The sequence below is a fragment of the Lelliottia sp. F153 genome, assembly GCF_002870005.1.
GTDB classification, from domain to species: Bacteria; Pseudomonadota; Gammaproteobacteria; order Enterobacterales; family Enterobacteriaceae; genus Enterobacter; species Enterobacter nimipressuralis.
The window spans coordinates 259,034-283,887 of record NZ_PKFT01000003.1 but is presented as its reverse complement, the minus strand read 5'-3'; the positions used below and the strand labels follow the sequence as shown (position 1 = coordinate 283,887).

At 57.9% G+C, this 24,854-nt stretch carries 19 protein-coding genes; 11 read left to right on the top strand and 8 right to left on the bottom strand.

What is annotated here, in order from left to right; genetic code table 11:
• Positions 1-14 precede the first annotated feature (14 nt).
• The 8 genes from F153LOC_RS11035 to F153LOC_RS11000 all read left to right on the top strand — a co-directional run bounded on the left by F153LOC_RS11035 (position 15) and on the right by F153LOC_RS11000 (position 11,269).
• Positions 15-1,424 (top strand): aldehyde dehydrogenase family protein, encoded by a 1,410-nt coding sequence (locus F153LOC_RS11035; protein WP_102104520.1) that lies wholly within the window; start codon positions 15-17, stop codon positions 1,422-1,424.
• A gap of 125 nt (positions 1,425-1,549) precedes the next feature.
• Positions 1,550-2,014, top strand: a complete 465-nt coding sequence (locus F153LOC_RS11030; RefSeq protein WP_102104521.1) for a MarR family winged helix-turn-helix transcriptional regulator — start codon at positions 1,550-1,552, stop codon at positions 2,012-2,014.
• Between the two features lie 2 nt (positions 2,015-2,016).
• Positions 2,017-3,084 (top strand): HlyD family secretion protein, encoded by a 1,068-nt coding sequence (locus F153LOC_RS11025; RefSeq protein ID WP_100777775.1) that lies wholly within the window; start codon positions 2,017-2,019, stop codon positions 3,082-3,084.
• Complete coding sequence (locus F153LOC_RS11020; protein ID WP_100777774.1) at positions 3,074-4,141, top strand: DUF2955 domain-containing protein; 1,068 nt, start codon at positions 3,074-3,076, stop codon at positions 4,139-4,141. Before F153LOC_RS11025 ends, F153LOC_RS11020 begins: the two co-directional genes overlap by 11 nt.
• Positions 4,142-4,210: 69 nt before the next feature.
• Positions 4,211-5,884, top strand: a complete 1,674-nt coding sequence (locus tag F153LOC_RS11015) for a hypothetical protein (RefSeq protein ID WP_102104522.1) — start codon at positions 4,211-4,213, stop codon at positions 5,882-5,884.
• A 250-nt stretch (positions 5,885-6,134) separates the two neighbouring features.
• Entirely contained in the window at positions 6,135-8,522 is a 2,388-nt protein-coding gene (locus tag F153LOC_RS11010) for a hypothetical protein (protein ID WP_102104523.1), read from the top strand.
• Positions 8,519-9,607 carry a glycoside hydrolase family 105 protein gene (locus F153LOC_RS11005; protein ID WP_102104524.1) on the top strand — a complete coding sequence of 363 codons (1,089 nt, stop codon included), beginning with the start codon at positions 8,519-8,521 and terminating at the stop codon, positions 9,605-9,607. The genes F153LOC_RS11010 and F153LOC_RS11005 overlap by 4 nt, the downstream gene beginning before the upstream one ends.
• A 33-nt stretch (positions 9,608-9,640) precedes the next feature.
• Positions 9,641-11,269 carry an alpha-glucoside-specific PTS transporter subunit IIBC gene (locus F153LOC_RS11000; RefSeq protein ID WP_102104525.1) on the top strand — a complete coding sequence of 543 codons (1,629 nt, stop codon included), beginning with the start codon at positions 9,641-9,643 and terminating at the stop codon, positions 11,267-11,269.
• A gap of 26 nt (positions 11,270-11,295) precedes the next feature.
• On the opposite strand, the gene F153LOC_RS10995 is transcribed toward F153LOC_RS11000, so the two are convergent.
• The 4 genes from F153LOC_RS10995 to xapA are packed head-to-tail and all read right to left on the bottom strand — an operon-like array spanning position 11,296 to position 15,648.
• Positions 11,296-12,567: a DUF445 domain-containing protein gene (locus F153LOC_RS10995; protein WP_102104526.1), complete on the bottom strand. Its 1,272-nt coding sequence runs from the start codon at positions 12,565-12,567 to the stop codon at positions 11,296-11,298.
• A gap of 47 nt (positions 12,568-12,614) precedes the next feature.
• A complete protein-coding gene (locus F153LOC_RS10990) occupies positions 12,615-13,550 on the bottom strand; it encodes a LysR family transcriptional regulator (RefSeq protein WP_233210362.1) in 936 nt (311 codons plus the stop codon).
• Positions 13,551-13,570: 20 nt separating this feature from the next.
• Complete coding sequence (tsgA, locus tag F153LOC_RS10985; protein ID WP_102104527.1) at positions 13,571-14,770, bottom strand: MFS transporter TsgA; 1,200 nt, start codon at positions 14,768-14,770, stop codon at positions 13,571-13,573.
• A 44-nt stretch (positions 14,771-14,814) separates the two neighbouring features.
• A complete protein-coding gene (xapA, locus tag F153LOC_RS10980) occupies positions 14,815-15,648 on the bottom strand; it encodes a xanthosine phosphorylase (protein WP_102104528.1) in 834 nt (277 codons plus the stop codon).
• A 401-nt stretch (positions 15,649-16,049) separates the two neighbouring features.
• On the opposite strand from xapA, the gene F153LOC_RS21685 reads away from it, so the two are divergent.
• The 3 genes from F153LOC_RS21685 to F153LOC_RS10970 all read left to right on the top strand — a co-directional run bounded on the left by F153LOC_RS21685 (position 16,050) and on the right by F153LOC_RS10970 (position 20,454).
• On the top strand, positions 16,050-16,190 hold the full coding sequence (locus F153LOC_RS21685; protein ID WP_164971804.1) for a hypothetical protein: 141 nt from the start codon (positions 16,050-16,052) through the stop codon (positions 16,188-16,190).
• Positions 16,191-16,326: 136 nt separating this feature from the next.
• Complete coding sequence (locus F153LOC_RS10975) at positions 16,327-17,697, top strand: NAD-dependent succinate-semialdehyde dehydrogenase (protein WP_102104529.1); 1,371 nt, start codon at positions 16,327-16,329, stop codon at positions 17,695-17,697.
• 216 nt (positions 17,698-17,913) lie between these two features.
• A complete protein-coding gene (locus tag F153LOC_RS10970; protein WP_102104530.1) occupies positions 17,914-20,454 on the top strand; it encodes a penicillin acylase family protein in 2,541 nt (846 codons plus the stop codon).
• Positions 20,455-20,513: 59 nt separating this feature from the next.
• On the opposite strand, the gene F153LOC_RS10965 is transcribed toward F153LOC_RS10970, so the two are convergent.
• From F153LOC_RS10965 to F153LOC_RS10950, 4 genes are all read right to left on the bottom strand, one after another.
• Complete coding sequence (locus F153LOC_RS10965) at positions 20,514-21,059, bottom strand: YfaZ family outer membrane protein (RefSeq protein ID WP_100777764.1); 546 nt, start codon at positions 21,057-21,059, stop codon at positions 20,514-20,516.
• A 360-nt stretch (positions 21,060-21,419) separates the two neighbouring features.
• Positions 21,420-22,373, bottom strand: a complete 954-nt coding sequence (gene yjiA / locus F153LOC_RS10960; protein ID WP_102104531.1) for a GTPase — start codon at positions 22,371-22,373, stop codon at positions 21,420-21,422.
• Positions 22,374-22,383: 10 nt separating this feature from the next.
• Positions 22,384-22,587, bottom strand: coding sequence for a YbdD/YjiX family protein (locus tag F153LOC_RS10955; protein WP_100777762.1), 204 nt, complete (start codon positions 22,585-22,587; stop codon positions 22,384-22,386).
• Between the two features lie 97 nt (positions 22,588-22,684).
• On the bottom strand, positions 22,685-24,838 hold the full coding sequence (locus F153LOC_RS10950) for a carbon starvation CstA family protein (RefSeq protein ID WP_100777761.1): 2,154 nt from the start codon (positions 24,836-24,838) through the stop codon (positions 22,685-22,687).
• Positions 24,839-24,854 lie beyond the last annotated feature (16 nt).

Below are 24,854 nucleotides of genomic sequence, written 5' to 3'. Positions count from 1 at the left end.
CCTGAGGAGGTGTTATGCGTCATATCGATCGGATTTTTATCAATGGTGAATTTGTCACACCGCACGGCACAGAGCGTTTTGATCTCTACAACCCGGCGACCGCACAGGTGTTCGGGCAGGTCCGGCTTGCGGATGAACTCGACGCGGAACGCGCCATCAGCGCGGCCAAGGCTGCGTTTCCGGCATGGGCGAGGACCACACGCGAGGCGCGCATTGCTGCCCTCAAACGGATGCATGCGGCAGTCGCGGCGCGTCATGACGATTTGCTGGAGGCGATTATCGAAGAGTACGGTGCTCCGGCGTCGCGATCGGCGTGGATGGCGAGTTATCCGGCAGAGGTGATAGCCCAGGCCATCGACGCGCTGACGGCGTTTGAATTCACGACCGAGGTCGGCGCCGCCACGGTACAGATGGTGCCGCTTGGCGTGGCGGGGCTTATCACGCCGTGGAACAGCGATGCAGGGTTTATCTGCGGCAAGCTGGCGGCATCGCTGGCGGCGGGCTGTACGGCAGTGATCAAACCGAGCGAAATGAGCGCATGGCAGACGCAGATTATCACCGAAGCCCTGAGCGAAGCCGGATTACCGCCGGGCGTGTTTAACATTGTCACCGGGCGCGGCGAGACGGTGGGGGAGACTATCAGCCGTCATCCGGACGTGGCAAAAATATCGTTTACCGGTTCAACCGCCACCGGCAAAGCGATTCTGTGCAACGCCGCTGAGAGCTTTAAGCGCGTAACGCTGGAGTTAGGCGGTAAATCGCCGACGATCGTGCTGGAAGACGCCAATTTAAGCCAGGCGGTTCCGCTGGCAATCCAGGCTGGCCTGATGAACAGCGGCCAGGCGTGCGTGGCCGGAACGCGTATTCTGGTACCACTCTCGCGCAAAGCGGAATGCGAAGCGGCGCTGGCGCAGGCGATGGCGGCAGTAAAATCGGGCGATCCGCGTGACCCGGCGACGGAAGTGGGGCCGATGGTCAGCGAAAAACAGTGGCGGCGCGTGCAGGGTTACATCCGCAAAGGTACAGAAGAGGGGGCGCGTCTGCTGGCAGGGGGCGAAGGGCGTCCGGAGGGCACACAAAACGGCTGGTTTGTCCGTCCGACGCTGTTTACGGATGTCGATAACCAAATGACCATCGCCCGCGAGGAGATTTTTGGCCCGGTGCTGTCGATTATCGCCTATCGCGATGAGGCCGAAGCCATCGCCATTGCCAACGATACGGATTATGGCCTGAGCGCGCTGGTGCTGGGCGGCGAGCGTGCGCGTGGCGTTGCACAACAAATTGAGGCTGGCCGGGTACTGGTTAATACGCTCGCCCACGAACCGAAAGCACCTTTCGGCGGATTCAAACACTCGGGCGTAGGCCGCGAGATGGGCGCGTGGGGGATCAGCGCGTTTATGGAGCCTAAAACGATGATTGAATAAAACCCCGCCCGGTGGGCGCCTGCCCACCGGCCTATGAATTCGCAATTCCTGCTCTTTCCCCTCTCGTTTCTTGATAGTTACCCTGATAACTATTATCTTGCTTACGGTGATGAGAGGGGGTTTCCGTGAGCGAAGATGATCTGTTTTGCCGCAGGCCGATGGGCATGCGGATGGCGATGATTGTGCGTCAATGGCGCGCGGTTATTGATGATGCCATTCTCGATACGGGACTCACCCAGTCGAGCTGGACGGTAATGATGCAGCTCAAATCGCTTGGCGATAACGTCTCGGTCAGCGAACTGGCGGAAGTGCAGGGTATCGAACTGCCGCCGTTGATGCGCACCCTGGCTCAGCTGGAAAAGCAGGGTTATCTGCTGCGCACGGTATCACCTTATGACAAGCGCATCCGCTTGCTCACCCTCACGCCGGAAGGTCACGCGGTCCTGAAAACGCTCACCCAGGTGGTCGAAAATTTTCAGCAACGTGTGTCGTATAATATCGCGCCAGAACATCTTGAGATTTTCTGCGCAACATTAAATCAAATCGCCTGCAATTTGCGGTCAATCCGCGAAGAAGACAACAAGATCTAAAAATAATGACTCCTGAACAAAAGTTTGCCCGCTGGGTTAGGGTGAGTATTGCCTCTTTCCTGCTGATGTTTGTCTATTTTATCGTCGCGGATATCTGGATCCCGCTGACGCCGGACTCCACCGTGATGCGTGTGGTGACGCCGGTTTCCGCGCGCGTTTCCGGCAACGTCGCAGCGGTGTACGTCCACAACAACAGCCAGGTTAAAAAAGGCGATGTGCTGTTTGAACTCGACCCGACGCCGTTTCGCAATAAGGTCGAAGCCGCCCAGATCGCTCTGGAACAGGCCCGGCTCGCTAACCAGCAGCTGGACGCGCAGATTGTCGCCGCGCAGGCCAATCTGAAAACGGCGCAGCTGACCGCCCGCAACGATAAAGTCACTTTTGACCGCTATCAGCGCCTGAGCACCCTGCAGAACGTCTCGCAATCGGATCTGGATAAAGTGCGCACCACCTGGCAGAGCAGCGAACAGTCGGTGGCGAATCTGGAAGCTAATATCCATAACCTGCGCATCGAGCGCGGTGAGCGGGATGAGAAGCGCAACGTAACGCTGCAAAAATATCGCAACGCACTGGAAGAGGCGGAGCTAAACCTGAGCTGGACGAAGGTCTACGCGCTGGCCGACGGCACCGTGAGCAACGTGCAGCTTAGCCCCGGTTTTTACGCCTCGTCAGGCTCTGCCGCGCTGGCGCTGGTGAATAACCAGACTGATATCGTCGCCGATTTCCGCGAGAAAAGCCTGCGCCATACCCATCAGGGCACCGACGCTGCGGTGGTGTTTGACGCCTTCCCGGGCCGCGTTTTCCGCGCGCACGTCACCAGTAGTGACGCCGGGATTTTGGCGGGACAGGAGGCGGTGAACGGCGAATTATCTCAGCCTGAAACCTCCAACCGCTGGGTGCGAGACGCGCAACGCATGCGCATTCACATCGCGCTGGACGAAACGCTGCCAAAACACCTGCCAACCGGCGCCCGCGCCACGGTGCAGCTGTACAACAGCGAAGGGCCATTCGCCCGCTTCTTCTCCGGGCTGCAAATTCACCTCGTGAGCCTGCTGCATTATGTCTATTAATACGCTCGCGCGGGTCTTTACCCCGCACGGCAACATCGTCTACACGGCGAACGACTTTCGCCAGACCCTGCGCATCGTCTTTGCCGGGATGATCGCGCTGAGCATTTCGACGTTTTACAACACCAGCTACGGCGTCTTTTACGTCGTCTACCCGATCATGCTGCTGTCCCTGGTGCCGGTGTTTAACCGCCACGTGGCGAAGCAGTTTATTTTTAGCGCGTCGCTGAACTGCATCGAAATGGTAATTATCATCGGCTATCTCTCACAATGGCCGCTGATCATGACGCTGGTGGTGTTTGCCCTCTACGTGATGCGTTTTCGGTTTATGAGTAAGGGGCCGCTGTTCCTGTTTGGCTCGATGGGGGTGGTGTGTCAGAGCGTGATGCTCAATTTCATGAGTTACCCGACCACGAACTGGCACACGCTGCTGTTCTCAAACGTCGAGGCCAGCATCATGGCGGTCTGTTTAAGCGCGCTAATGAACTACCTGCTGCCGGATGTCGAACCGCGAAAGCCGCCGCCGCTGATTGAGAAAAACGCTGCCCGCGTGCGCCACGAATCCCTGCTCTCCGGTACCGTGGCAACGCTGATTTTTGTCGTCTTTCAGATAAGCGATCTCAGCGATTCCCTCTCGGCGCTGATGGCGGGCGTGCTGATCCTCTTCCCGATGAACTATCGCGGCGCGGTGATAAGCTCTCTGTGGCGCGTGGTCGGGGTGATCCTCGGCTGTCTGTACATTCTGGTAATGCAGCTGGTGCTTTACGATCACAGCAGCCATATGTTGCTGATGATGCCGCTGATTGGCCTCGGGCTGGCGTTTGGCGCACGTCTGCACGTCATGGAAAAAGTCGGCGCGGGCGTCGGGTTTGCCAGCATCACCACCATTGGCATTATGTTTGGTCAGAACATGCATCCTGACGGCGATCTGGTGTTCAGCGATCTCTACCGCATCGTCTCGGTGACGGTGGCGCTGGTCTCCACGCTGACGCTGGTGTTCCTGGTGCATCTGTTCCTGAACCTTTTTGAGCCGACCCGCTACGTCATTCGAGAACCGTGACACACCTATTTTCTGCGTTCTGTGCTATGACTGTCGGCCGGTCAATTGGGCGACAAAAGGAGCAGGGAGATGTGGCAGACAAGGGCGCTGGAGCTAAATAATCAGGCTTACTGGAACTGGGATAAGGCCTGCGAGCTGGTGGATTACGCCGTCGCGCATGATTTCAATACCGTGATTGTCGGGCAGGTGGACCTGTTCGACATGCTGGTTTCGCCCAAGGGCTACACCCCGCTTCAGTACAACGATCGCCTCTCCAGCCAGCAGCGCGCCCGCTGCGTCCATCTCAATCGACTCGGTAAACTGTGCCAGCAAAAAGGGCTGCGTTTTTATCTGCAGGCCAAAGAGTTCAACTTCCCGACCGACCTGCTGCTGGCGCATCCGCATCTGTTCGAGCCGGGGCACGGCGTGCGCTTTGACGTCGATTTCTGGTGCGCGTATCTGAGCGAGAAAGTGTCGCTGATTTGCCAGCGCATTCCGGCACTGAGCGGCCTGCTGGTGGCGATTTCCAATACCGACGGCCTGCTGCCCATTTCGCGCCCGAACTGGGCGCTACAGGGGCAAGACAATGCCCGGCTTCCCGAGCGTGACGAGCGCAGTTTTTCCCTCTACAGCCGCTGTTTCAGCGCGCTTTCCCGGACGATGCAGAAAGAGAACAAGCATCTGGTGCTGCGCGTGTTCCCGGCGAGCAATCACGATCTCGGCAACGTGCTGGAGGCGATCCGCCCGCTGCCCGAAAGCGTTAGCGTCTCCATCAAACTGACTCCCGAGCGCTTCTGGCCATCGTTTCCGAATAACCCGGCGCTGCTGGCAGTCCGCGAGCGCGAAGTGTGGGCGGATATCGATCTGGTGGGCGAAGAGGTGGGCTGGGGGATTTTCCCGTTCCCGCGCATCGACGAGCTGCAGGGCCGTCTGCTGTGGTGTCGCAGCAATCCAGCGATTCGCGGCGCGGTGTGCAAAACCAGCTGGGAAGGGGTCGATAACCACTGGATCATGGGCACCCTGAGCGAATGTAATCTGCTGGCATGCAGCCGGATGCTGGCGAATGATGGCGCCCATTTGTCGCGCGATCAGCTGCTGACGTACTGGCTCGACGAAAGCTACGGCTGGCGCCCTGAACCGCCGGTGTTTCACCAGTTCACCGCCCTGCTGGAGCAGGCCGGACAGGTGCTCTATAACGCGATTTACGTCCGCGACCACGTGTTTCACCGCCACAGCCAGGTGCCGGAAAGCTACGGTCAGGCGGTGTGGAGCCTCTACGGACAGCTCAATCGCAACCACTGGCTGCCAGGCTCCGAGCGCGATATCTCCTTTGACGCCAGCGATGTGGAGACATCCGCCGCCTGCCTGACGCGCATCGCCAAAGAGAAAGATGACGCCCGCGACGCCTCTGTGAGCTTACGTGAACGCGCGCTGCGTTTCGCGGAGATCGCCGCGTTCCCGTATGCCCTGAAAAACCGCTGGCTGGAGGAGTGGCAAGGCTTTGCGCTCTACTGCCACCTGTTCCTGCACGCTCAGAAAGCCTTCTTCACTCTGCGCTTTGCCCGTGAGGTGGAAAACAGCTGGAGCATGCGCGAGATCTGCCAGATCAACATTCAGGAGCTGTATCGCAGCGCGTCAGAAATGGAAGACTACTGCGCGAAACACGCAGACGCCTCGCCGGGATTGCACGTGCTGTTTGATGCCTCACGCGTACGGGCATTGGCCGATAGCCTGGGCGAGGAGCTTAAGGCGCTGAAGGGCTAAAACCGGCCAAAAATGTGACGAACGTCGCGCAAGACACGCGCATGGCGCGATGGCTGTGCGCCCATCGTCACATTCTCTTTTTTCATTTCACGTAAGGCGTGATCGTCGTCACGTCGTCTCCCCGGTGGTGGCTCGCTTTGTGAGTTGCCAGGCAGTTCCGGCCAATCCCCACTATTGGCTGCTCGCCGAAGAGTGCAATCCCGCTGATGATTGGCCCGCAATCGATAAGTCGTATGAAGGCGAGGAAAATATGTCACAGGGTGACTGGCAACTTAAACAGGGCGAAGCGCTGACGCGTTTTCTCTTTTCCGCGGCAAAGGAAGAGCGCTTTGCTGAATTCTATACCGGCGAAGCCATCGACCCGGAAATAGACTATCACTTTCGCAACGGCTCCGGCCCGAAAGCGGAGGCGTTCTGCCGCCGCGTCTTTCGCCAGACGCACGCCCGGCGCGCGGTCGATCCCGCCCAGGCGCTGCCGTGCCGAGAAGTGACTTTTAGCGGTGAGAACGACAGCGTTTCATTTTCTGATTTTCGCCATTTGCCTTTCCACCTTCAGCGCTGGCTGACGGTTGATCTTTTCGCGCCATACACCGGGGAGTTCTCTTTTCGTGTGGGTACCTGCGGCGGCGTACGGATATGGATTGAGGGAGCAGAAATCCTCTGCCATACGCCGTTTACGCGCAATACCCTGCAGCATGTCGAGGTACGCCTGCCGCTGAACGCGGGCAAAAATAGCCTGCTGATCCATCTCGACGAGCTGTTTGAGCGCGACACCCTTTTTGCTCTGCAGATGGTCTATCTGGATGACGCGCCCCTGGGCGTGGCACTGCCCGGCATGTCGGGGGCTGCGGTCGATTGTCTGAGTGAGTTTGCGGGCGGGCTGCGACCGGAACTGGCGGCCATTGACCACTGCGTGCGGCTGCACGGCAGTGTGCCAGTCCCTGCGGGGGTTGTGCTTTGCGGTGAACTGCGCGGCATGGGCAACGACAATTTTACGCCGAGAACCCTCGATTTTGGCGCGCTAAACGCCGGAGAAACGACGATCGCCCTGCCGTTACCGGCGGATATCGGTGAGGCGCACTATCAGCTACGTCTGACGCTCCAGCGCGGTGAAGTGACACTCACGCGTCACGTCGGCATCAACGTCATGCCCGATGCGCCGGTGCTTGCCCGCGCCACCACCCTTGCAGGGCGCAAACAGGAAGCGCTGCGCTATATCGCCGCGCATGGCATGGATCGCACCTGCCGCCTGCTGGCGATGATGCACCTGCACGAATACGGCCCTCAGTGTGAAACCCTGCTGAACAGCACTCTCAAGCGCATCAGTGCGCGCGAAGACTGCTCTGATTTTTCGCTGGTGCCGCTGCTGTGGATCTGGCGCTATCACCAGGGGGAGCATTTCCCGCCAGCCCTCTGGCGACGGGTGAAATCGACTCTGCTGGGCTATCGCTACTGGCTCGACGAACAGGGCTGCGACGTGATGTGGTTCTGGAGCGAAAACCACGCGCTCTGTTTCCACACCGCCCAGTATCTGGCGGGGCAGTTTTTCCCGGACGAACAGTTTATCGCCTCGGGCCGCTTCGGGCGCGAACAGCAGGCGATTGCCGAAGCGCGTCTGATGCAGTGGTTCGACGCCATCGACGAGCATGGTTTCGTCGAGTGGAACTCCGCGCCCTATTATCCCGTTGATTATATTGGCCTGTTCGCGCTGTATCAGCTGGCCGAGAGCCAGGCGATTCGCACCCGCGCAGGTCAGCTCATTGACCGCTTAATGCTATTAAGCTCGCTGCATTACCAGAACGGCGTCGCCGCCGGAACCATGGGCCGCGTCTACGAAAAAGAGCTGCTGGCAGGGAGGCTCACCGAGCTGTCGGCTTACGGCGCGGTGGCCTGGGGTGGCGGCAGCTATAACCGCAAATGCGCCTCGCTGCCGTTGTTCTGCGCCAGCGACTACGTGCCGCCTGCCGAGTCAGAGAAGTACGCCACGCTCTGCGAAGGCGAACTGGCCGCGTGGTACACCTGCGGCGGCGGGAATATTTGCCTCTGGAAAGCGCCGGGCGTCAGTTTGTCCTCCTGCGTCGATCACCACACGGGGGAGCCAGGCCATCAGCAGCATCTGCTCGATCTGCAATTTGCTTCGCGTCCTGACGCCAAAATCTGGATTAATCATCCGGGTGAAGCCGAGCCAGGCGGCGAAAAGCGGCCTTCATTCTGGGCGGGAAACGGCGTAATGCCGCATGTCATGCAGCAGGAAAACGGCGCTGTGATGCGCTGGCACATCGCTGACGAAGAGGCCCTGCCGTGGACGCATCTTCACCTGTCGGTACATGCCTTTGATCTTGTCATCGCCTCGACGCACGCTCGTATCGTTCGCGCCGGTCAGGCTTTTGCGGCGGTGATCTGCTCTGCTCCTCTGCACACCATTGAGCATGGACTCACGGCCGGAACCGAGTGTCGCGCGGCGGGACGCGACGTGGCGTGGTACGTGGAAGCGGGCTACGGCGACGACGTGGCTTTTGCGGCGTTCAGCGCCAGAATGAGCGCAATGACGATCGAGAAAAATCACGATCTCGCCGCGACGTTTCCCGCTCTGCACAGCACTGCCCCACGCATTATTTTCAAGGACGTAAACGCATGAACAAGGATGAACGGATGAGCACGCTGGACCGCGTGGTGCGCGGGTTTTGCCGTCTGAAGAATTTGAATGAAGTGGGCGTTGGCGACGGTTTTGCGATCCACTTTGAGGAGTGGGAGTGGGAAATCGGCGTCGGGCTTTACGGATTCTGGCGTTACGCCGCGCACCAGCAGGACGCGGCGCTGCAGCAGTCGATCCTCGCATGGTATGAGGCGCAGATCGCCAAAGGGTTGCCGGAGATACAGATCAACACCACCGCACCGATGATCGTGCTGGCGCTGGTGGCGGGGCAGCATCAGCGTGAGGATCTGCTGAAAACGGTCAACGACTGGGCCGACGCCCTGCTGCGTGATCTGCCCAAAACTGAAGAGGGCGGCTTCCAGCACGTGGTGAAAGAGCAGCCCAACACCGGCCAACTCTGGGACGACACGCTGTTTATGACCTGCCTTTTCCTTGGCGTGGCGGGGATTGTGCTCAAGCGTCGAGACCTGATTGACGAGGCGGGATACCAGTTTCTGCTGCACACCCGCTATCTCAGCGATCCGGCCAGTGGGCTGTGGTATCACGGCTGGACGTTTGTCGATAAACACCACTTTGCCGGGGCGTTTTGGGCGCGCGGCAACGCGTGGATCACCGTGGCAATCCCTGAATTTATCGAACTGATGGGCGGGCATCTGGACACCGGCGTGCGTCGCTATCTGTCGCAGGTGGCGGCACGCCAGGTGCGATCCCTGTGCACGCTCCAGGCTGACAACGGCATGTGGCACACGGTGCTCGACGATCCGCTCTCACCTCAGGAATCCTCCGCCACGGCGGGGATTGCCTACGGCATGCTGCGCGGCGTTCGGATGGGCATTCTGGATGATTCCGTCAGCGTTTACGCGCTGCGGGCGTTTGACGCCGTAATGGCGCGCATAGACGAGGGCGGCATTGTCCTCGAAGCCTCACGCGGCACCATGTTGGGCTGGGATATTCAGTATTACTGCGATATCGCGATGGCCCCCGTTCCCTACGCTCAGGCGTTAACGATGCTGCTCCTGCTGGAGAGGGAGCAGGGTGACTGGCCTGGCAAAACCTCTGTGACCTGACCCGCGAGAGCGGATAGCTGGAGATAATAATAAATGAAAAAACTCAACATCATGGGCGCCTTCCAGACGTTTGGCGGCGCGATGGCGGTCCCGATAGCATTCCTGCCGTTCACAGGGTTGCTGCTGGCCGTCACCAACATCCTCACCATGCCCGATATCATGGGCGATCTGGCCCATCCGGACGCGACTTTTTACAAGGTAATGACGATTCTGAAGTCCGGCGGCTGGACGATTTTCCGCAACTTCCCGCTGCTGTTCTGTATGGCCCTGCCGATTGGCCTGGCGAAATCCGCCCAGGCGCGCGCGGCGCTGGTGGCCTTTTTCTCCTACATGGCGTTTAACTATTTTACCAACGGGATGCTCACCTTCTGGGGTGCTGATTTTGGCGTCAACTTCAGCCAGGAAGTGGGCGGGCAGAGCGGGCTGGCGCTGGTGGGCGGCATCAAAACGCTGGATACCAGTATCGTCTTCTCCCTGATCGTCGGCGGGATCGTCACCTGGATCCACAACCGCTTTTTCGAGAAAAAACTCCACGACTACTTTTCGATTTTCCAGGGGATGGCGCTGGTGTTCATTATCGCCTTCTTCCTGATGATCCCACTGGCGTGGCTCACCTGTCTGGTGTGGCCAAAAGTGCAGTTGGGCATCAACGCCATGCAAACGTTCTACATCGAAGCCGACGTGCTGGGAATGGGGCTGTTTGCGTTTGTGGAGCGTATTCTGGTGCCGACGGGGCTACACCGTTTCGTCTATTTCCCGTTCTTCTTCGGCCCGGCGGTGGTGGATGGCGGTCTCTACACCCACTGGATCGAGAACGTCTCGACCTACGCGGCCTCTGCCGTGCCGCTGCGCGAGCAGTTTCCGGCGGCGGGCTACTCCCTTTACGGCAATATCAGCGTCTTTTGCTCGTTAGGTGCCGGGCTGGCGATTTACGCCACGGCGAAGAAAAGCCAGAAGAAAAAAGTGGCGGCTCTGGTGATCCCGGCGATCATCACCGCGATGAGCGTGGGCATTACCGAACCGATCGAATTCACCTATCTGTTTATTTCGCCGGTGCTTTATCTGCTCAACGCGCTGATCGGCGCGGTGCTGTGCATGGCGCTGTACATGGCCGGGGTGGTGGGCTTTATGGGCGGCGGGATGAACGACATGATCCTGTTCAACTGGATCTTCTACGCGCAAAACCACGCGGACCTGATTTGGATCCATCTGGCCATCGGCTTTGGTTTTGCGGCGATCAACTTTATGGTCTTCCGCTACGTGATCCTCAAATACAACATCCTGACGCCGGGGCGTAACGAGGATGAAGACGAGGTGCGTCTCTATTCGAAACAGGATTACCGCGATAAAAAGGCGGCGGGCAAACAACCCGATCGCGAGAAGGCGATTGCGATCCTGCAGTGCGTCGGCGGCGCGGAAAACGTTGAAACCATCAGCAACTGCCAGACCCGCCTGCGGCTGGTGATCCACGATCCGTCGTGTGTGATGGATGATAATGCGTTGAAAGCTGCGGGGGCGTTAGGGACGATTCGTAATGGCAGGAACCTGCAAATCGTGATCGGACTGTCGGTCACCGTGGTCCGGGAATTCTTTGAGGCGGAAGTGATTCGTGTGCGCGAGGCGGGGAGAGATTCGCCTGCGCCGCAACCGGTAAACTCATAACAAAATGGGGCGCTCTGCCCCATTTTTTAGTGGGGGAGCAGCACCGGAATTTGCGACAGCAGAAACAGAATCAACCCGATAGTTCCGCCGACCAGCGTGCCATTAACGCGGATAAACTGCAGGTCCTTGCCGATATTCAGCTCGATCTGTCGTGACATGTCTTTTGCATCCCAGCCCTTCACCGTATCGCTGATATGGCGCGTCAGGAAGGCCGCGAAATCCGGTGCCACGCGATGCGCCGCCTGCTCCAGATGTTCGTTCAGCGAGGCCCGCAGGCTGGCGTCGGCCACCAGCGTTTCGCCGAACCACTGCCCGGCGTTGGCGATGCGCTGCTTCACGCGGGAGTCGTCGCTCTGCATATCGGCTTTCAGCCACGCGCGCAGGTCGGCCCACATCTCGCCGAGATAGCGGTTAAACGCTTCGTCATTCTTCAGGTAGTGTTTGATGTTCTCCGCTTTGTTCGCCATCTCCGGATCGGTTTTCAGGTTGTCGATAAGCTTCAGCGTGGCGCGATCAAACGCCTGGCGGATCTGGTGCGTGCGATCGTGGCTGATATCGTCGAGGATCGCGTTCACCGCATCGGAGACCAGCTCGGCGCTTTGATCGCCGAGCCACTCGGTCGGCAGCATCATCGCTTTGCGCGGATGTTCGGTTTTGAGCCAGTGAACGATCTGCGCGGCGATAAAGTCCCGCGTACTGTCGCGCTGTATCAGAGTGATCAGCCGGTTAATCACCGCGTCCAGCAGCACCTGATGACGGTTGTTTTTGGTCATGCTCTCCAGCATCGCCGCGCTGGTTTGCGTAAAATCGACCTTATCGATGGCTTTGTGTACGGCGCGTTTCAGTAAGCGCTGAATGCGCCCGTCGTCCGTCAGTTCCAGGAACCCGCCCATTACCTGAATCAGATGCTGCCCGACACGCTGGGCGTTATCCGGTTGGCTGAACCAGTTACCGATCATCTGTGCGGGTTCGTAGCGGCGGATCAGCGCAACTAAAGACTGGGTATCGAGAAATTTTTCCTGCACGAACAGGCCGAGATTGTCGGCGATCCGATCTTTGTTGCGCGGGATAATCGCCGTATGGCGCGAGATAAACGGGATCGGCACCCGACGGAACAGGGCCACCACGGCGAACCAGTCCGCCAGCGCGCCGACCATCGCCGCCTCGGCAATCGCCTTCGCGCCGCGTACCCAGATCGTCTGCGGCAGAAACAGCGTGGCAATGAAAATCGCGGCGGCAACCAGCAGCAGCGACAGCGCCAACAACTTGGCGCGTTTGAGTTCAGCTAATTTTTCCATAGGGTTAAGGATAGAGCGGAACGTGGGAGGAGTGCAAAAAAGTGTGATCAGTCGCGCAGGGCTGCCAGAAAACGGCTGAACAGATCCGGCAGCGGCTCGTCGTACCACAGCGCGTAGAGATCGGCGGGGATGGTTTCGGTAAGTTTCAGGAACACCACGCCCGGCCAGTGGATCAGCGCGCAGGATTCGGGTAACAGCGATACGCCATTACCGGTGCTGACCAGCGCCAGCGCGGTCTGCGGTTCAAAGACCTGATGCGTCACCAGCGGCGAGACGCCCAGCGCGAGGCAGCTGTCATACACCTGACGGGCAAAGTCGCTGTGGGTGAAAGAGAGGGAGATAAACGCCCGATCAACCAGATCTTTCAGGGATATTTTGCTGCGACGACACAACGGATCGCTCTCATGCACCGCCACGCACACCGCTTCACGGGCAATCATCTGGCAGCGAATTTTGGCTTCGACGTGAGGGATCACGTTGCGGTTGATGGCGATGTCCACGGTGCGCGCCCGCAGGGCCTCGGTCTGTTCCTGCTGGCCCAGCTCGTGCAGCGTCCAGTTGACGTCCGGATTGGCCTCGCGGAATGCTTTCATGCGCGTCAGCAACGGCCCCCACATCGCGCTGCCAATCACCCCGATATTGATGTGCTGCTTTTCACTGCGGCCAATCTGGCGCACATAGTTCAGGGACTGTTCGGTGGCGCTGAGCAGACGGTCGACTTCCGCTTTCAGCACTTTTCCGGCGTGAGTCAGCACCACTTTGCGGCTGGTACGCTCAAACAACTCCACGCCCAGCAGCTCTTCCAGCTCTTTGATTTGCATGCTCAGCGGCGGTTGGGAGATATTCAGCCTGGCGGCAGCGCGCCCAAAATGCAGCTCATCGGCGAGGGTCTGGAAATAGCGCAGCATCCGGAAGCGAATGCGGCTGTTGGCCTGTGAATCGAGCATACCGGGCACCGAGAAAAAGGAGGGTGGCGATATCATGCAACCCTCCCTGGAGCCTGTCAAACCGCGACTGCCTCGCCCCGGTGCAGGCGTTCAGCCTTGCTGCAGGCGATGGCCGCCAGCAGCGTCACCATCAGCAGCGCGTAGGCACAGGTTGAGGCATTCACCGCGCCGTGCAGGCCGTAGCGGCTGTTAACCAGCGACGAGACAGTGGCGAACAGCAGCGTGCCGACGGTGCCGCAGGTGAGCAGCGCGGAGATAAGCGTCGGGGAGCTGCGGCTGACCTGCAGCGAACCGTAGCTCATCAGCCCGGAGAACAGGCCGGAGTTGAAGAAACCGAACGCGCCGCAGGCAATCAGAATCAGCGTGGTATTGGCGCTGTTGCTGATAAGCGCAATCGCCACCAGACCGACGGCGGTGCAGATCAGCAGGAAGGTGCGCAGTTTCATCCATTTGACGGTGAACTGATTGAGGAACAGTCCGGTCGCTTTCGCCACCCAGTAGACCGTGGTGTACAGCGCCGCCTGTTCTGGCAGCATCTGGAAACGCCACTGCAGATAGCCTGGCGTCCACATGGTGAAAATCGGCTCCGCCAGCAGGAACAGGAACAGCGCGCCGCACAGCAGCCAGACGGAACGACCCCACGGCTCTTTGCGGGTGGTGTCCTGATGCGCCGGTTCTGGCGCAACGGTGCTTGGGTAACGGCTGCGCAGGGTGAGGATCAGCATCAGCACGCCCAGCCCGCCCATGATGCCGTACATGGCAATCCAGCTCGCACCCATTTTAAACAGCCACGCCAGCAGGAAGGAGAGCGTCGCGCCCGCCAGGCTGAAGAAGAAATCGGTGAAGATCAGGCTCGATGAACGGCTTTTTTCGTCCGGATTGATGCGCACCACCAGGTAGCTTCCGATGGTCATAAAAATACCGCCGCAGGCGCCGATAATGGCGACCGCCACGCTGAACATGGTCAGCGTCGGGGTGGCGAACAGTAGGGCGCTGATGAGGATCGTCAGCGCGGCGGCGATCACCAGCGGCTTTTGCAGACCCCATTTTTTCATCAGAATGCCGCCGAGCATGATCGGCACGAACATGCCGATATTCATCAGGGTAAACACCTGGCCGATGAAACTCGGATCCTTATTGAACGCGGCGCACAGCGGGCCGAGGACAATCCCCAGCGTCGAGACCAACGCGCCAACGAAGTAGTAGCTCAGATATGAAATCGCATTCAGACTGCCGCGAGAGTAATTTTCTGACATCTGCATTTCTCCTGGCGGGCGCGTGCCCGCCGCTGGACGGGAAGTTAGCGGCAGTTCTTCACGAACTGGCTAATCAGGCGAATGAAATCGTCGGTGACCATCGCCGCACATTTCAGGGTTTGTTCGTGGGAGAGTTCCACGTCGCTCAGCCCTTCCGCCATGTTGGTGATGGCCGAGACTGCCAGCACTTTCAGGCCGCAGTGGCGCGCGACAATCACTTCCGGCACCACCGACATGCCGACCACATCGCCGCCCATGTTCTGCATCATGCGGATTTCTGCCGCCGTTTCGAAGTTTGGCCCTGGGTAGGAGACGAACACGCCTTCGTGCAGAGTGATGTTGAGATCACCCGCTGTGTGGTGCAGTTTTGCGCGCAGATCGTTGTCGTAGGCGTTGGCGAGGCTAAAGAAGCGCGGCCCAAAACGGTCGTCATTCGGCCCAACCAGCGGCGTGGACGGCATGGTGTTGATGTGGTCATTGAGCGCCACCAGGCTGCCTGCCGGGATGTTCGGGTTGAGTGAACCGGCGGCGTTGGTGCAGAACATGAATTCGCAGCCGAGCAGCTTAAAGGTGCGCACCGCGTGGGTCATGATGCCCATCCCGACGCCCTCATAGAAATGCCCGCGTCCTTTCATGCAGATGAGATCCACGCCGTGCAGCGAACCCATCACCACTTCACCCGCGTGACCAATCACGGTGCTGACCGGGAAGCCCGGCAGTTTTTCGTAAGAGATAACGGTTTTGTTATCAAGCTTATCCGCCAGCGCGCCAAGGCCGGAGCCAAGGATAAACGCGATGCGCGGTTTAAAGCCGGGTTTGGCAGCCTGAATGATTTCAACGGCTTCATACGGGGTGTTGTTAATCACGGAAATAGACATGGGAACTCCTGAATGCGTAGGTTTATACACATTCTGTGGAGAGAGTGATTGCAGATCCAATTGGATAAAATGGGTTATCGATAGTATTTTTCGAATGGATGGTTGTTGGGCATGTGGATTTTCAACGGGTTAGGATGAGCAGCCCAAAGGTAGTGGGGGAAATGACGCAGAGGAATTGTGATGGAAGTCAATGGTGAGCGTTGTGGCTTTGCGGTTTTGCCGCTGCCATTCTGAACGGGGTATTCCTCTTTTTCATAAAAAATTCATCGCGCAGCACGATCGTTAATCTATTTGCGACATCCGTTAATTAATAACCCTATTCACCGGGAGTATAATTTCCCTTCCCGTTTGTTTATGCGGGGAAATATAAATAGGAATTATTAATTTCGCGGATGGAATACATGAAAAAGATTATTGTAGCAATGTTTTTGGCTTTATTTACGATGACTTCATTTACAGCACTGGCCTGCCCAAAAGGACAGCACCCTCACGGCGGGACCGGCTCGCATCATAAAGGCGGTTACTGCTCTTTTGACGAATAAACAGGTAAGGCACATCGGGTGATGTGCCTTTTTTACAACATGTTTCTAAGAAACGTCCGTATATACCCAACTTTACGCCCACCCCCGGCCATTTTGACTACCCTTAATACCCTAAGCGGTAATTAAGGAGACCTACATGGCTTACCAGACAGTGAATCCTGCTAACAACAAGCTCATTAAAGAGTACAAATCCCATACCGACGCTGATGTCGAGGCGGCGCTAAAAACGGCGGATGCCCTTTACCATTCCGACTGGGCGAAAGGTGCTATCGAACAGCGTCTGCCGGTGCTGCATAAGCTGGCGGATCTGATCGATAGCCGGAGCGAAGAGCTGGCAAAAATCGCCAGTCAGGAGATGGGGAAACTCATCGGGCAAAGCCGCGGGGAAGTGAAGCTTTGCGCGCAAATCGCCCGCTATTACGCAGACAATGCGAAACAGTTTCTCGCCCCAGTGAAGTACAAATCGGAACTGGGTGACGCCTGGGTGGAGCACCATCCTATCGGCGTGGTGATGGCCGTTGAGCCGTGGAATTTCCCGTTCTATCAGTTGATGCGTGTGCTGGCGCCAAACCTGGCAGCGGGCAACCCTGTGGTGGCGAAACACGCCAGCATCGTGCCGCACTGCGCGGAGGCGTTCGCCCATCTGGTGCGTGAAGCCGGTGCGCCGGACGGCGCCTGGACGAACCTCTTTATCTCGCAGGATCAGGTCGCGAAGATCATTGCCGATCCGCGCGTGCAGGGTGCAGCCCTGACCGGGTCTGAGAAGGCCGGGAGCGTGGTCGCAGCGCAGGCGGCGAAGCACATCAAAAAATCGACCCTCGAACTGGGCGGTAACGACGTGTTTATCGTGCTCGACGATGCGGATCTCAAGAAAGCGGTGAAGATCGGCGTCAATGCCCGACTCAACAACGCCGGGCAGGTGTGTACCGCCGCGAAACGTTTTATCGTCCATGAAAAAGTGGCCGATCAGTTCCTGACGGCTTTCACCGAGGCGTTCCGCGAGGTCAAAATCGGCGATCCGCTGGCTGAGAGCACCACTTTGGGGCCGCTGTCGTCGAAAGATGCGCTGGAGACGTTAACCAAACAGGTTAACGAGGCGGTGAAAAACGGCGCGAAAGTGCACGTGGGCGGCAAGCCGGTGCAGCGCGACGGCAACTTCTTTGAGCCGACAATCCTGACCCATATCTCCCGTGAGAATCCGGCCTATTTTGAAGAGTTCTTCGGGCCAGTGGCGCAGTTCTATGTCGTCAAAAACGACGACGAAGCGGTGAGCCTGGCGAACGACTCGAACTACGGGCTGGGCGGAGCGGTGTTCAGCCAGGACATTGAGCGTGCGAAGAAAATGGCCTCGCGAATCGAAACCGGGATGGTCTACATCAACTGGCTGACTGACACGGCGGCTGAACTGCCGTTCGGTGGCGTGAAGCGCTCCGGCTACGGTCGCGAGCTGTCGGATCTGGGCATTAAAGAGTTTGTGAATCAGAAGCTGGTGGTCGTCCGCCGCTAACCGATTTCACAGCAGTAAACAGGGTGGCTTACGAGCCGCCCTTTTTTTGCAATCAACAAATGATTGTGATTCGCCTGATATCACATAATGAATATATTCGTATCATGAATTAGTTACCAGACTCACAGTTCGCAGTGAAACAAACTGGCTGTTCTGGATAACAATTCGCCTCTTGCTAGTATCAAATCGAAAATCATACACCTGCAAGAGGATACAATGAAAAATACAAATCGTATGATCGTGAACTGTGTTGTGGCTTCCCTGACGCTAAGCTGGAGCCTCGCGGCGCTGGCGAATACCGCCCCGACAGAGGTCAAGATCGTTCGCGATAGCTACGGCATGCCACATATCTACGCCGATGATACCTATCGTCTTTTTTACGGTTACGGCTATGTGGTGGCGCAGGATCGCCTGTTCCAGATGGAGATGGCCCGTCGCAGCACCCAGGGCACGGTGTCTGAAGTGCTCGGAAAATCTTTTGTGAGTTTTGATAAGGATATCCGCCAGAACTACTGGCCGGCGTCGATTCACGCGCAGATCGCCGCGCTCTCCGCCGATGACAAAGCGATCCTTCAGGGTTATGCCGACGGCATGAACGCCTGGATTGATAAAGTGAACGCCGAGCCGGGTAAACGTCTGCCTGCGCAATTTACCGAGTTTGGTTTTAAGCCTGGGCACTGGCAGCCCTTTGATGTGGCGATGGTTTTTGTCGGCACGATGGCCAACCGTTTCTCCGACAGCACCAGTGAAATCGACAACCTGGCGCTTCTCACGGCGTTAAAAGATAGATACGGCTCGCAAAAAGGGATGGGGGTGTTTAACCAGCTGAAATGGCTGGTGAATCCGGCGGCGCCGACCACCATCGCCGCGCAGGAGAGTCGCTATCCAATCACTGTCGTTCTGAAAAACAGCCAAACCGCCGCGCTGCTCCCGCGCTACGATCTTCCCGCACCGATGCTCGACCGACCGGCGAAAGGCAGGGATGGCGCACTGCTGGCACTCACCGCCGGGCAAAACCGCGAAACGATCGCCGCCCAGTTTGCCCGTAGCGGGGCCAACGGCCTGGCGGGTTACCCGACCACCAGCAATATGTGGGTGATTGGCAAGAAAAAGGCGCAGGACGCGAAAGCGATTATGGTCAACGGCCCGCAGTTTGGCTGGTACGCCCCGGCGTATACCTATGGCATTGGGCTGCACGGCGCGGGTTATGACGTGACCGGCAACACGCCGTTTGCCTATCCGGGGCTGGTATTCGGCCACAACGGGACCATTTCATGGGGCGCGACGGCGGGATTCGGCGACGATGTGGATATCTTTGCGGAGCAGACCTCCGAGAGCAAACCGGGTGAATATCTGCATAACGGCGAGTGGATCAAAATGCAGCGTCGCGAAGAGACGATCGCCGTGAAAGACGGGCAGCCGGAGACGTTTACCGTCTGGCGAACCGTTCACGGCAATGTGATCAACGTCGATCCGACGACACACACCGCCTACGCCAAAGCGCGCGCATGGGAGGGGAAAGAGGTGGCCTCCCTGCTGGCGTGGACGCACCAGATGAAGGCTAAAGACTGGCCGAGCTGGACGGCGCAGGCGGCGAAGCAGGCGCTCACTATCAACTGGTATTACGCGGATATCGACGGCAACATCGGTTACGTTCATGGGGGCGCATATCCGAAACGCCAGCCGGGGCACGATCCGCGCCTGCCAGTGCCTGGCACCGGAAAGTGGGACTGGCAGGGGCTGCTGTCGTTTGATCTCAATCCGAAGGTATATAACCCGCAGTCGGGGTATATCGCTAACTGGAACAACGCTCCGCAGAAAGATTATCCGGCCTCGGATCTGTTCGCGTTCTTATGGGGCGGGGCGGATCGCGTCACTGAAATCACGCAGCTTATCGATAAACAGCCCACGCTGACCTACGAACAAGCCTGGGGATTGATCCAAAAAACCAGCCGTCAGGATCTGAACCTGCGTCTGTTCCTGCCTGCCCTGCAAAAAGCGGCGGCCAGTTTGCCGCAAAGCGATCCCCGCCAGCAGCTGGTGCAAAAGCTGACGAGCTGGGACGGTCAAAATCGCTTACGCGACGACGGGAAAACCTATGATCAGCCCGGTTCCGCCATTCTCAATGCCTGGCTGACCAGTATGCTGAAGCGCACGTTGGTTGCCGCCGTACCGGCACCCTTTAACACCTGGTACAGCGCCAGCGGCTATGAAACGACGCAGGACGGGCCGACCGGCTCGCTGAACATCAGCGTCGGGGCCAAGATCCTGTTCGAAGCGCTGGAGGGGGAGAAATCGGCGATCCCACAGGAGGTCGATCTCTTTGCCGGACAGTCGCAGGAGACGGTCGTCCTCGCGGCCCTGCAGGATGCGTGGCAGACGCTTTCGTCGCGCTACGGCACGGATATCAACGCCTGGGAAACACCTGCCATGGCGCTGACCTTCCGCGCGAACAACTTCTTTGGCGTGCCGCAGGCGGCGGCGAAAGAGGCGCGTCATCAGGCCGAATATCAGAACCGGGGAACGGAAAACGACATGATTGTCTTCTCCCCTCAATCGGGAGCAAGCCCGGTGCTGGCGTGGGACGTGGTTGCGCCCGGTCAAAGCGGGTTTGTGGCCCCGGATGGGACGCCGGATAAGCATTATGACGATCAGCTGAAAATGTACGAAACCTTTGGCAGGAAGCCGCTGTGGTTAACGCCGCAGGAGGTGAGTGCCAATCAGGAATCGCAGGAGATTTTGCAGGTTCAGCGTTAGCGAATCTCTCATATAAAAAAACCTGCCCTGGGGCAGGTTTTTTGTTTTGTTCGCAAGCCTTAGAAGCTTACGCCGCCGCCGACGTAGGCACCGTCAATCAGGGTGTGGTTTGGACGACCGTCTTTGCCGTCAACGCTTACGTGGCGATAGCCCACTTTCAGCGTAACCGGTTTAACTGGCGTCCAGCTCACGCCGCCATTGGCTTCGACGTAGTTTTTCACGCTGTTGTTCAGGCCGTTAGGCGCTACATAACCTTCGCCGAAGACGTTAATGCTGTCGGTCAGAGCCACGTTTACACCACCGCCGACAGGGAATGCGACACCGTTATCGCCTTTTTTCGGGCCGAGATAGAGGGCTTTCGCACCTGCATTCAGCATTACCGGACCCACTTCCAGGTTATAACCTGCACCCACACCACCCGTCTGAGTACCGTCATCGGTATTTTTGAGCCAGTTACTTTCAGCATAAATACCGGAGGTGGATTTGCCCATTTCGATATTTAAGTTGGTGAAGTTTTTACCCTGCTCAATAGATGCGCCCATCGCCAGTGCGGAGCCAGATGTTACGGTCAGGACAGAAAGCAGAATGAAGTTAATCTTTTTCATGGTGTATTTCCTCGTCATCAAATTAATCTGAGGACACCTTAACAAGCGATGTTTATGACTGCAAATGTGACGTGACTCGCGGTTTTATGCTGGTTTTGTTACTTTTCGGTATGATTGTTGTTGAGCTAAAGTGGGTTTGTCACGGCGTCAACTATTTATCTTTTCGTGTTTAGACTTCGTTTTATTTATTAGCTAAACAAAGCCTGAATATCGCGGAAATAATGATGAGAAGTGAATTAATGAGGATTATCATTATTTCAAAATAATTTTGTAAATGACGAAAAATTACATTTCTCTAATCGACATTACGCGATATTTGCCATAACCGCCCAAAGATAGGGCGGTTATGTTGTCCTGCGATCAGGGCTTGAGTGAGGCAAACGCCGCCCGGATTTCCTCTTCGGGCAGCTGAATCCCGATAAAGACCATGGTGCTGTGCGGCGTTTCATCACCCCACGGACGGTCCCAGTCGGCGCTGTAGAGGCGCTGAACGCCCTGGAACAGCAGGCGGTTTGGCTCGCCGTCAATCCACAGCATCCCTTTGTAGCGCAGCAGTTTGTCGGCAAACGACAGCAGCAGATTTTCCATCACGCGGGACACGGCGCTGATATCGACCGGATAATCCAGCTCGACCACGATAGAGGTGACGTCGTTCTGCTTATCGCCGATAAAGTGGAAGCGTGGTTTTGAGGTGACGTTCTCCTCCAGCATAAAGCCGTTGGTGTTGAACAGCTGCGCCAGGTCGATATCGCCGTGAACCACCGTATAAATCGGCGCGCGGGCGTTGATGCGCGTCAGGCGTTCACGCAGTTTTTCGGCGTCGCCAGCCACGTCGGTTTTGGTCAGCAGAATGCGGTCCGCGTAACCCACCTGCGACTGGGCGATGGTGAACTGGTTCATCTGCTCGTCGGCATGGACCGCATCCACCAGCGCAATCACGCCGTCCAGCTGGTAGCGCTGGCAGAGGATCTCATGGGAGAAAAAGGTCTGGATAATCGGGCCGGGGTCGGCCATGCCGGTGCATTCGATCACCAGGCGGTCGAAGGCGATATCGCCGCGATCGCGGCTGTCCAGCAGATCGAGGAGAGCGTCTTCCAGCTCGTTTGAGCGGGTGCAGCAGATGCAGCCGTTGGTCAGGGTTTTGATCTGGGTGGCGCGATCGCCTATCAGCTGGTCGTCAACAGAGACTTCGCCGAATTCGTTTTCGATCACCGCGATTTTAAAGCCGTGCTGTTCGTTGAGGATGTGGCGCAGCAGAGTGGTTTTGCCCGCGCCGAGAAAGCCGGTTAACAGGGTGACTGCAATGGGGGTCATGTTCTCTCCTTTAGCAACAGCGTACGCCGCCTTTGCCATCGCCGCCGTAGCGCGCTTGCTGGCGCTCGCGGAAGAATTCTGTGTAGGTCATGTACGGTTTATCCGGATGGTTGGTCTGCATATGTTCAACGTAGTTGTCATAGTCCGGAATGCCAATCAGCATTTTCGCCGCCTGACCGAGGTATTTTTTTGCTTCGCCTAAGTTACCAAACATTGTGCCATCCAGATAGAAAAAGCCCGGCGACGCTACGCTTGCCGGGCTTACAGGTATTGCGTAGGGCGGGTTAGCGTAGCCGCCACCCGCCAGGGTTTTAGTGGTGTGAAGAGGTCTTCACGCCGCCTTCCGGTACAGGCACATACGGGGTTTCTTTATCCGTACGCCCTTCGGCGTTACGCACTTTCATCCAGGTTTTGATGCCATAGAAGATGATGCTATAGACCACGACCAGGAACAGAATACTCAAACCGGCGTTGGTGTAGTTGTTCACCACGATATGGTTCATGTTGGCAATCTGCTGTGCAGTCAGGTCACCGCCGCCTGCGGCAATTTTCGCTTTGTACTGGTTAGCCATAAACAGGAAGCCTTCCAGCTGCGGGTTGGTGCTGAACAGTTTCAGACCCAGCGCCCAGGTGGTGCACAGAAGTAGCCACAGAGCCGGAACGACCGTCACCCAGATGTATTTGGTGCGTTTCATCTTCACCAGCACCACGGTACCCAGGACCAGCGCCACGGCAGCCAGCATCTGGTTAGAGATACCGAACAGCGGCCACAGGCTCTTCACGCCGCCCAGCGGGTCAACGACGCCCTGATACAGCAGGTAACCCCACAGGCCCACACAGCCCGCAGTACCCAGAACACCCGCCACCAGAGAGTCGGTTTTCTTCAGGAATGGCACGAAGTTACCGAGCAAGTCCTGCAGCATGAAGCGGCCCGCACGGGTACCGGCGTCCAGCGCGGTCAGGATGAACAGCGCTTCGAACAGAATACCGAAGTGATACCAGAAGCCCATGTCAGCCCACGGCAGCACTTTGTGGAACACGTGTGCGATACCGACGGCCAGGGTTGGTGCGCCACCGGCACGGTTCAGAATCGATGGCTCACCGATGTCTTTTGCGGTCTGCATGATTTGCTCAGGCGAGATCACAAAGCCCCAGGAGCTGACGGTCGCCGCCGCGTGTGCGCTGGCGTCTTTCAGCTGCGCCATAATCAGCGCTGCGTTGTCGCCACCCATCTCATGCAGGTTTGGCATGGTGATGCCAAGGCCCGCAGGCGGAGTGTTCATCGCGAAGTACAGACCTGGCTCGATGATGGACGCTGCAACCAGTGCCATGATCGCCACGAAGGATTCCATCAGCATTGCACCGTAACCGATAAAGCGCGCGTCGGTTTCGTTGGCCATCAGCTTCGGCGTGGTGCCGGAGGCAATCAGGGCGTGGAAGCCAGAGACGGCGCCACAGGCGATGGTGATAAACAGGAACGGGAACAGCGCGCCTTTCCACAGTGGACCGGTACCGTCAATGTACTGAGTCACGGCTGGCATTTTCAGTTCCGGGTTAATGATCACGATACCGATCGCCAGACCGACGATGACACCGATTTTCAGGAACGTCGCCAGATAGTCACGCGGGGCCAGAATCAGCCAGACCGGCAGCAGGGCGGAGATAAACGCGTAGCCGATCAATGCGAAGGTAATGGTGGTGTCTTTGAAGGTCAGCGCCGGGCCCCAGTACGGGTCGTGAGCGATGATACCGCCGAAGTAAATGGACGCCACCAGCAGCACGATACCAATCACGGACACTTCACCGACACGGCCCGGACGGATAAAGCGCATGTAGATACCCATGAACAGCGCAATCGGTACGGTCGAGCAGACGGTGAACACACCCCACGGGCTTTCTGCCAGGGCTTTCACCACGATCAGCGCCAGCACCGCAAGGATGATGATCATGATCAGGAAGCAGCCAAACAGGGCAATGGTGCCCGGCACGCGGCCCATCTCTTCTTTGATCATCTCACCCAGAGAGGCCCCGTTACGACGGGTCGAGATGAACAGCACCATGAAGTCCTGCACCGCGCCTGCCAGAACCACGCCGGCAAGCAGCCACAGGGTACCCGGCAGGTAACCCATCTGCGCGGCAAGCACCGGCCCAACCAGCGGGCCTGCACCGGCAATCGCGGCAAAGTGGTGACCAAACAGCACATAGCGGTTGGTAGGAACGTAGTTCAGGCCGTCATTGTTAATGACCGCCGGAGTGGAACGCGTCGGGTCGAGTTTCATGACCTTCTGCGCGATGTAAAGGCTGTAGTAGCGGTACGCTACCAGATAGACGGAAACCGACGCGACCACGATCCACAGGGCGCTTACGTGTTCGCCCCGGCGTAATGCGACAACCGCCAGACAGAAAGCACCGAGGATCCCGAGGAGCGCCCAGGGTACGTGCTTAAGTAGTTTTTTCGTATCCATAGTTAGACCTGGTTTT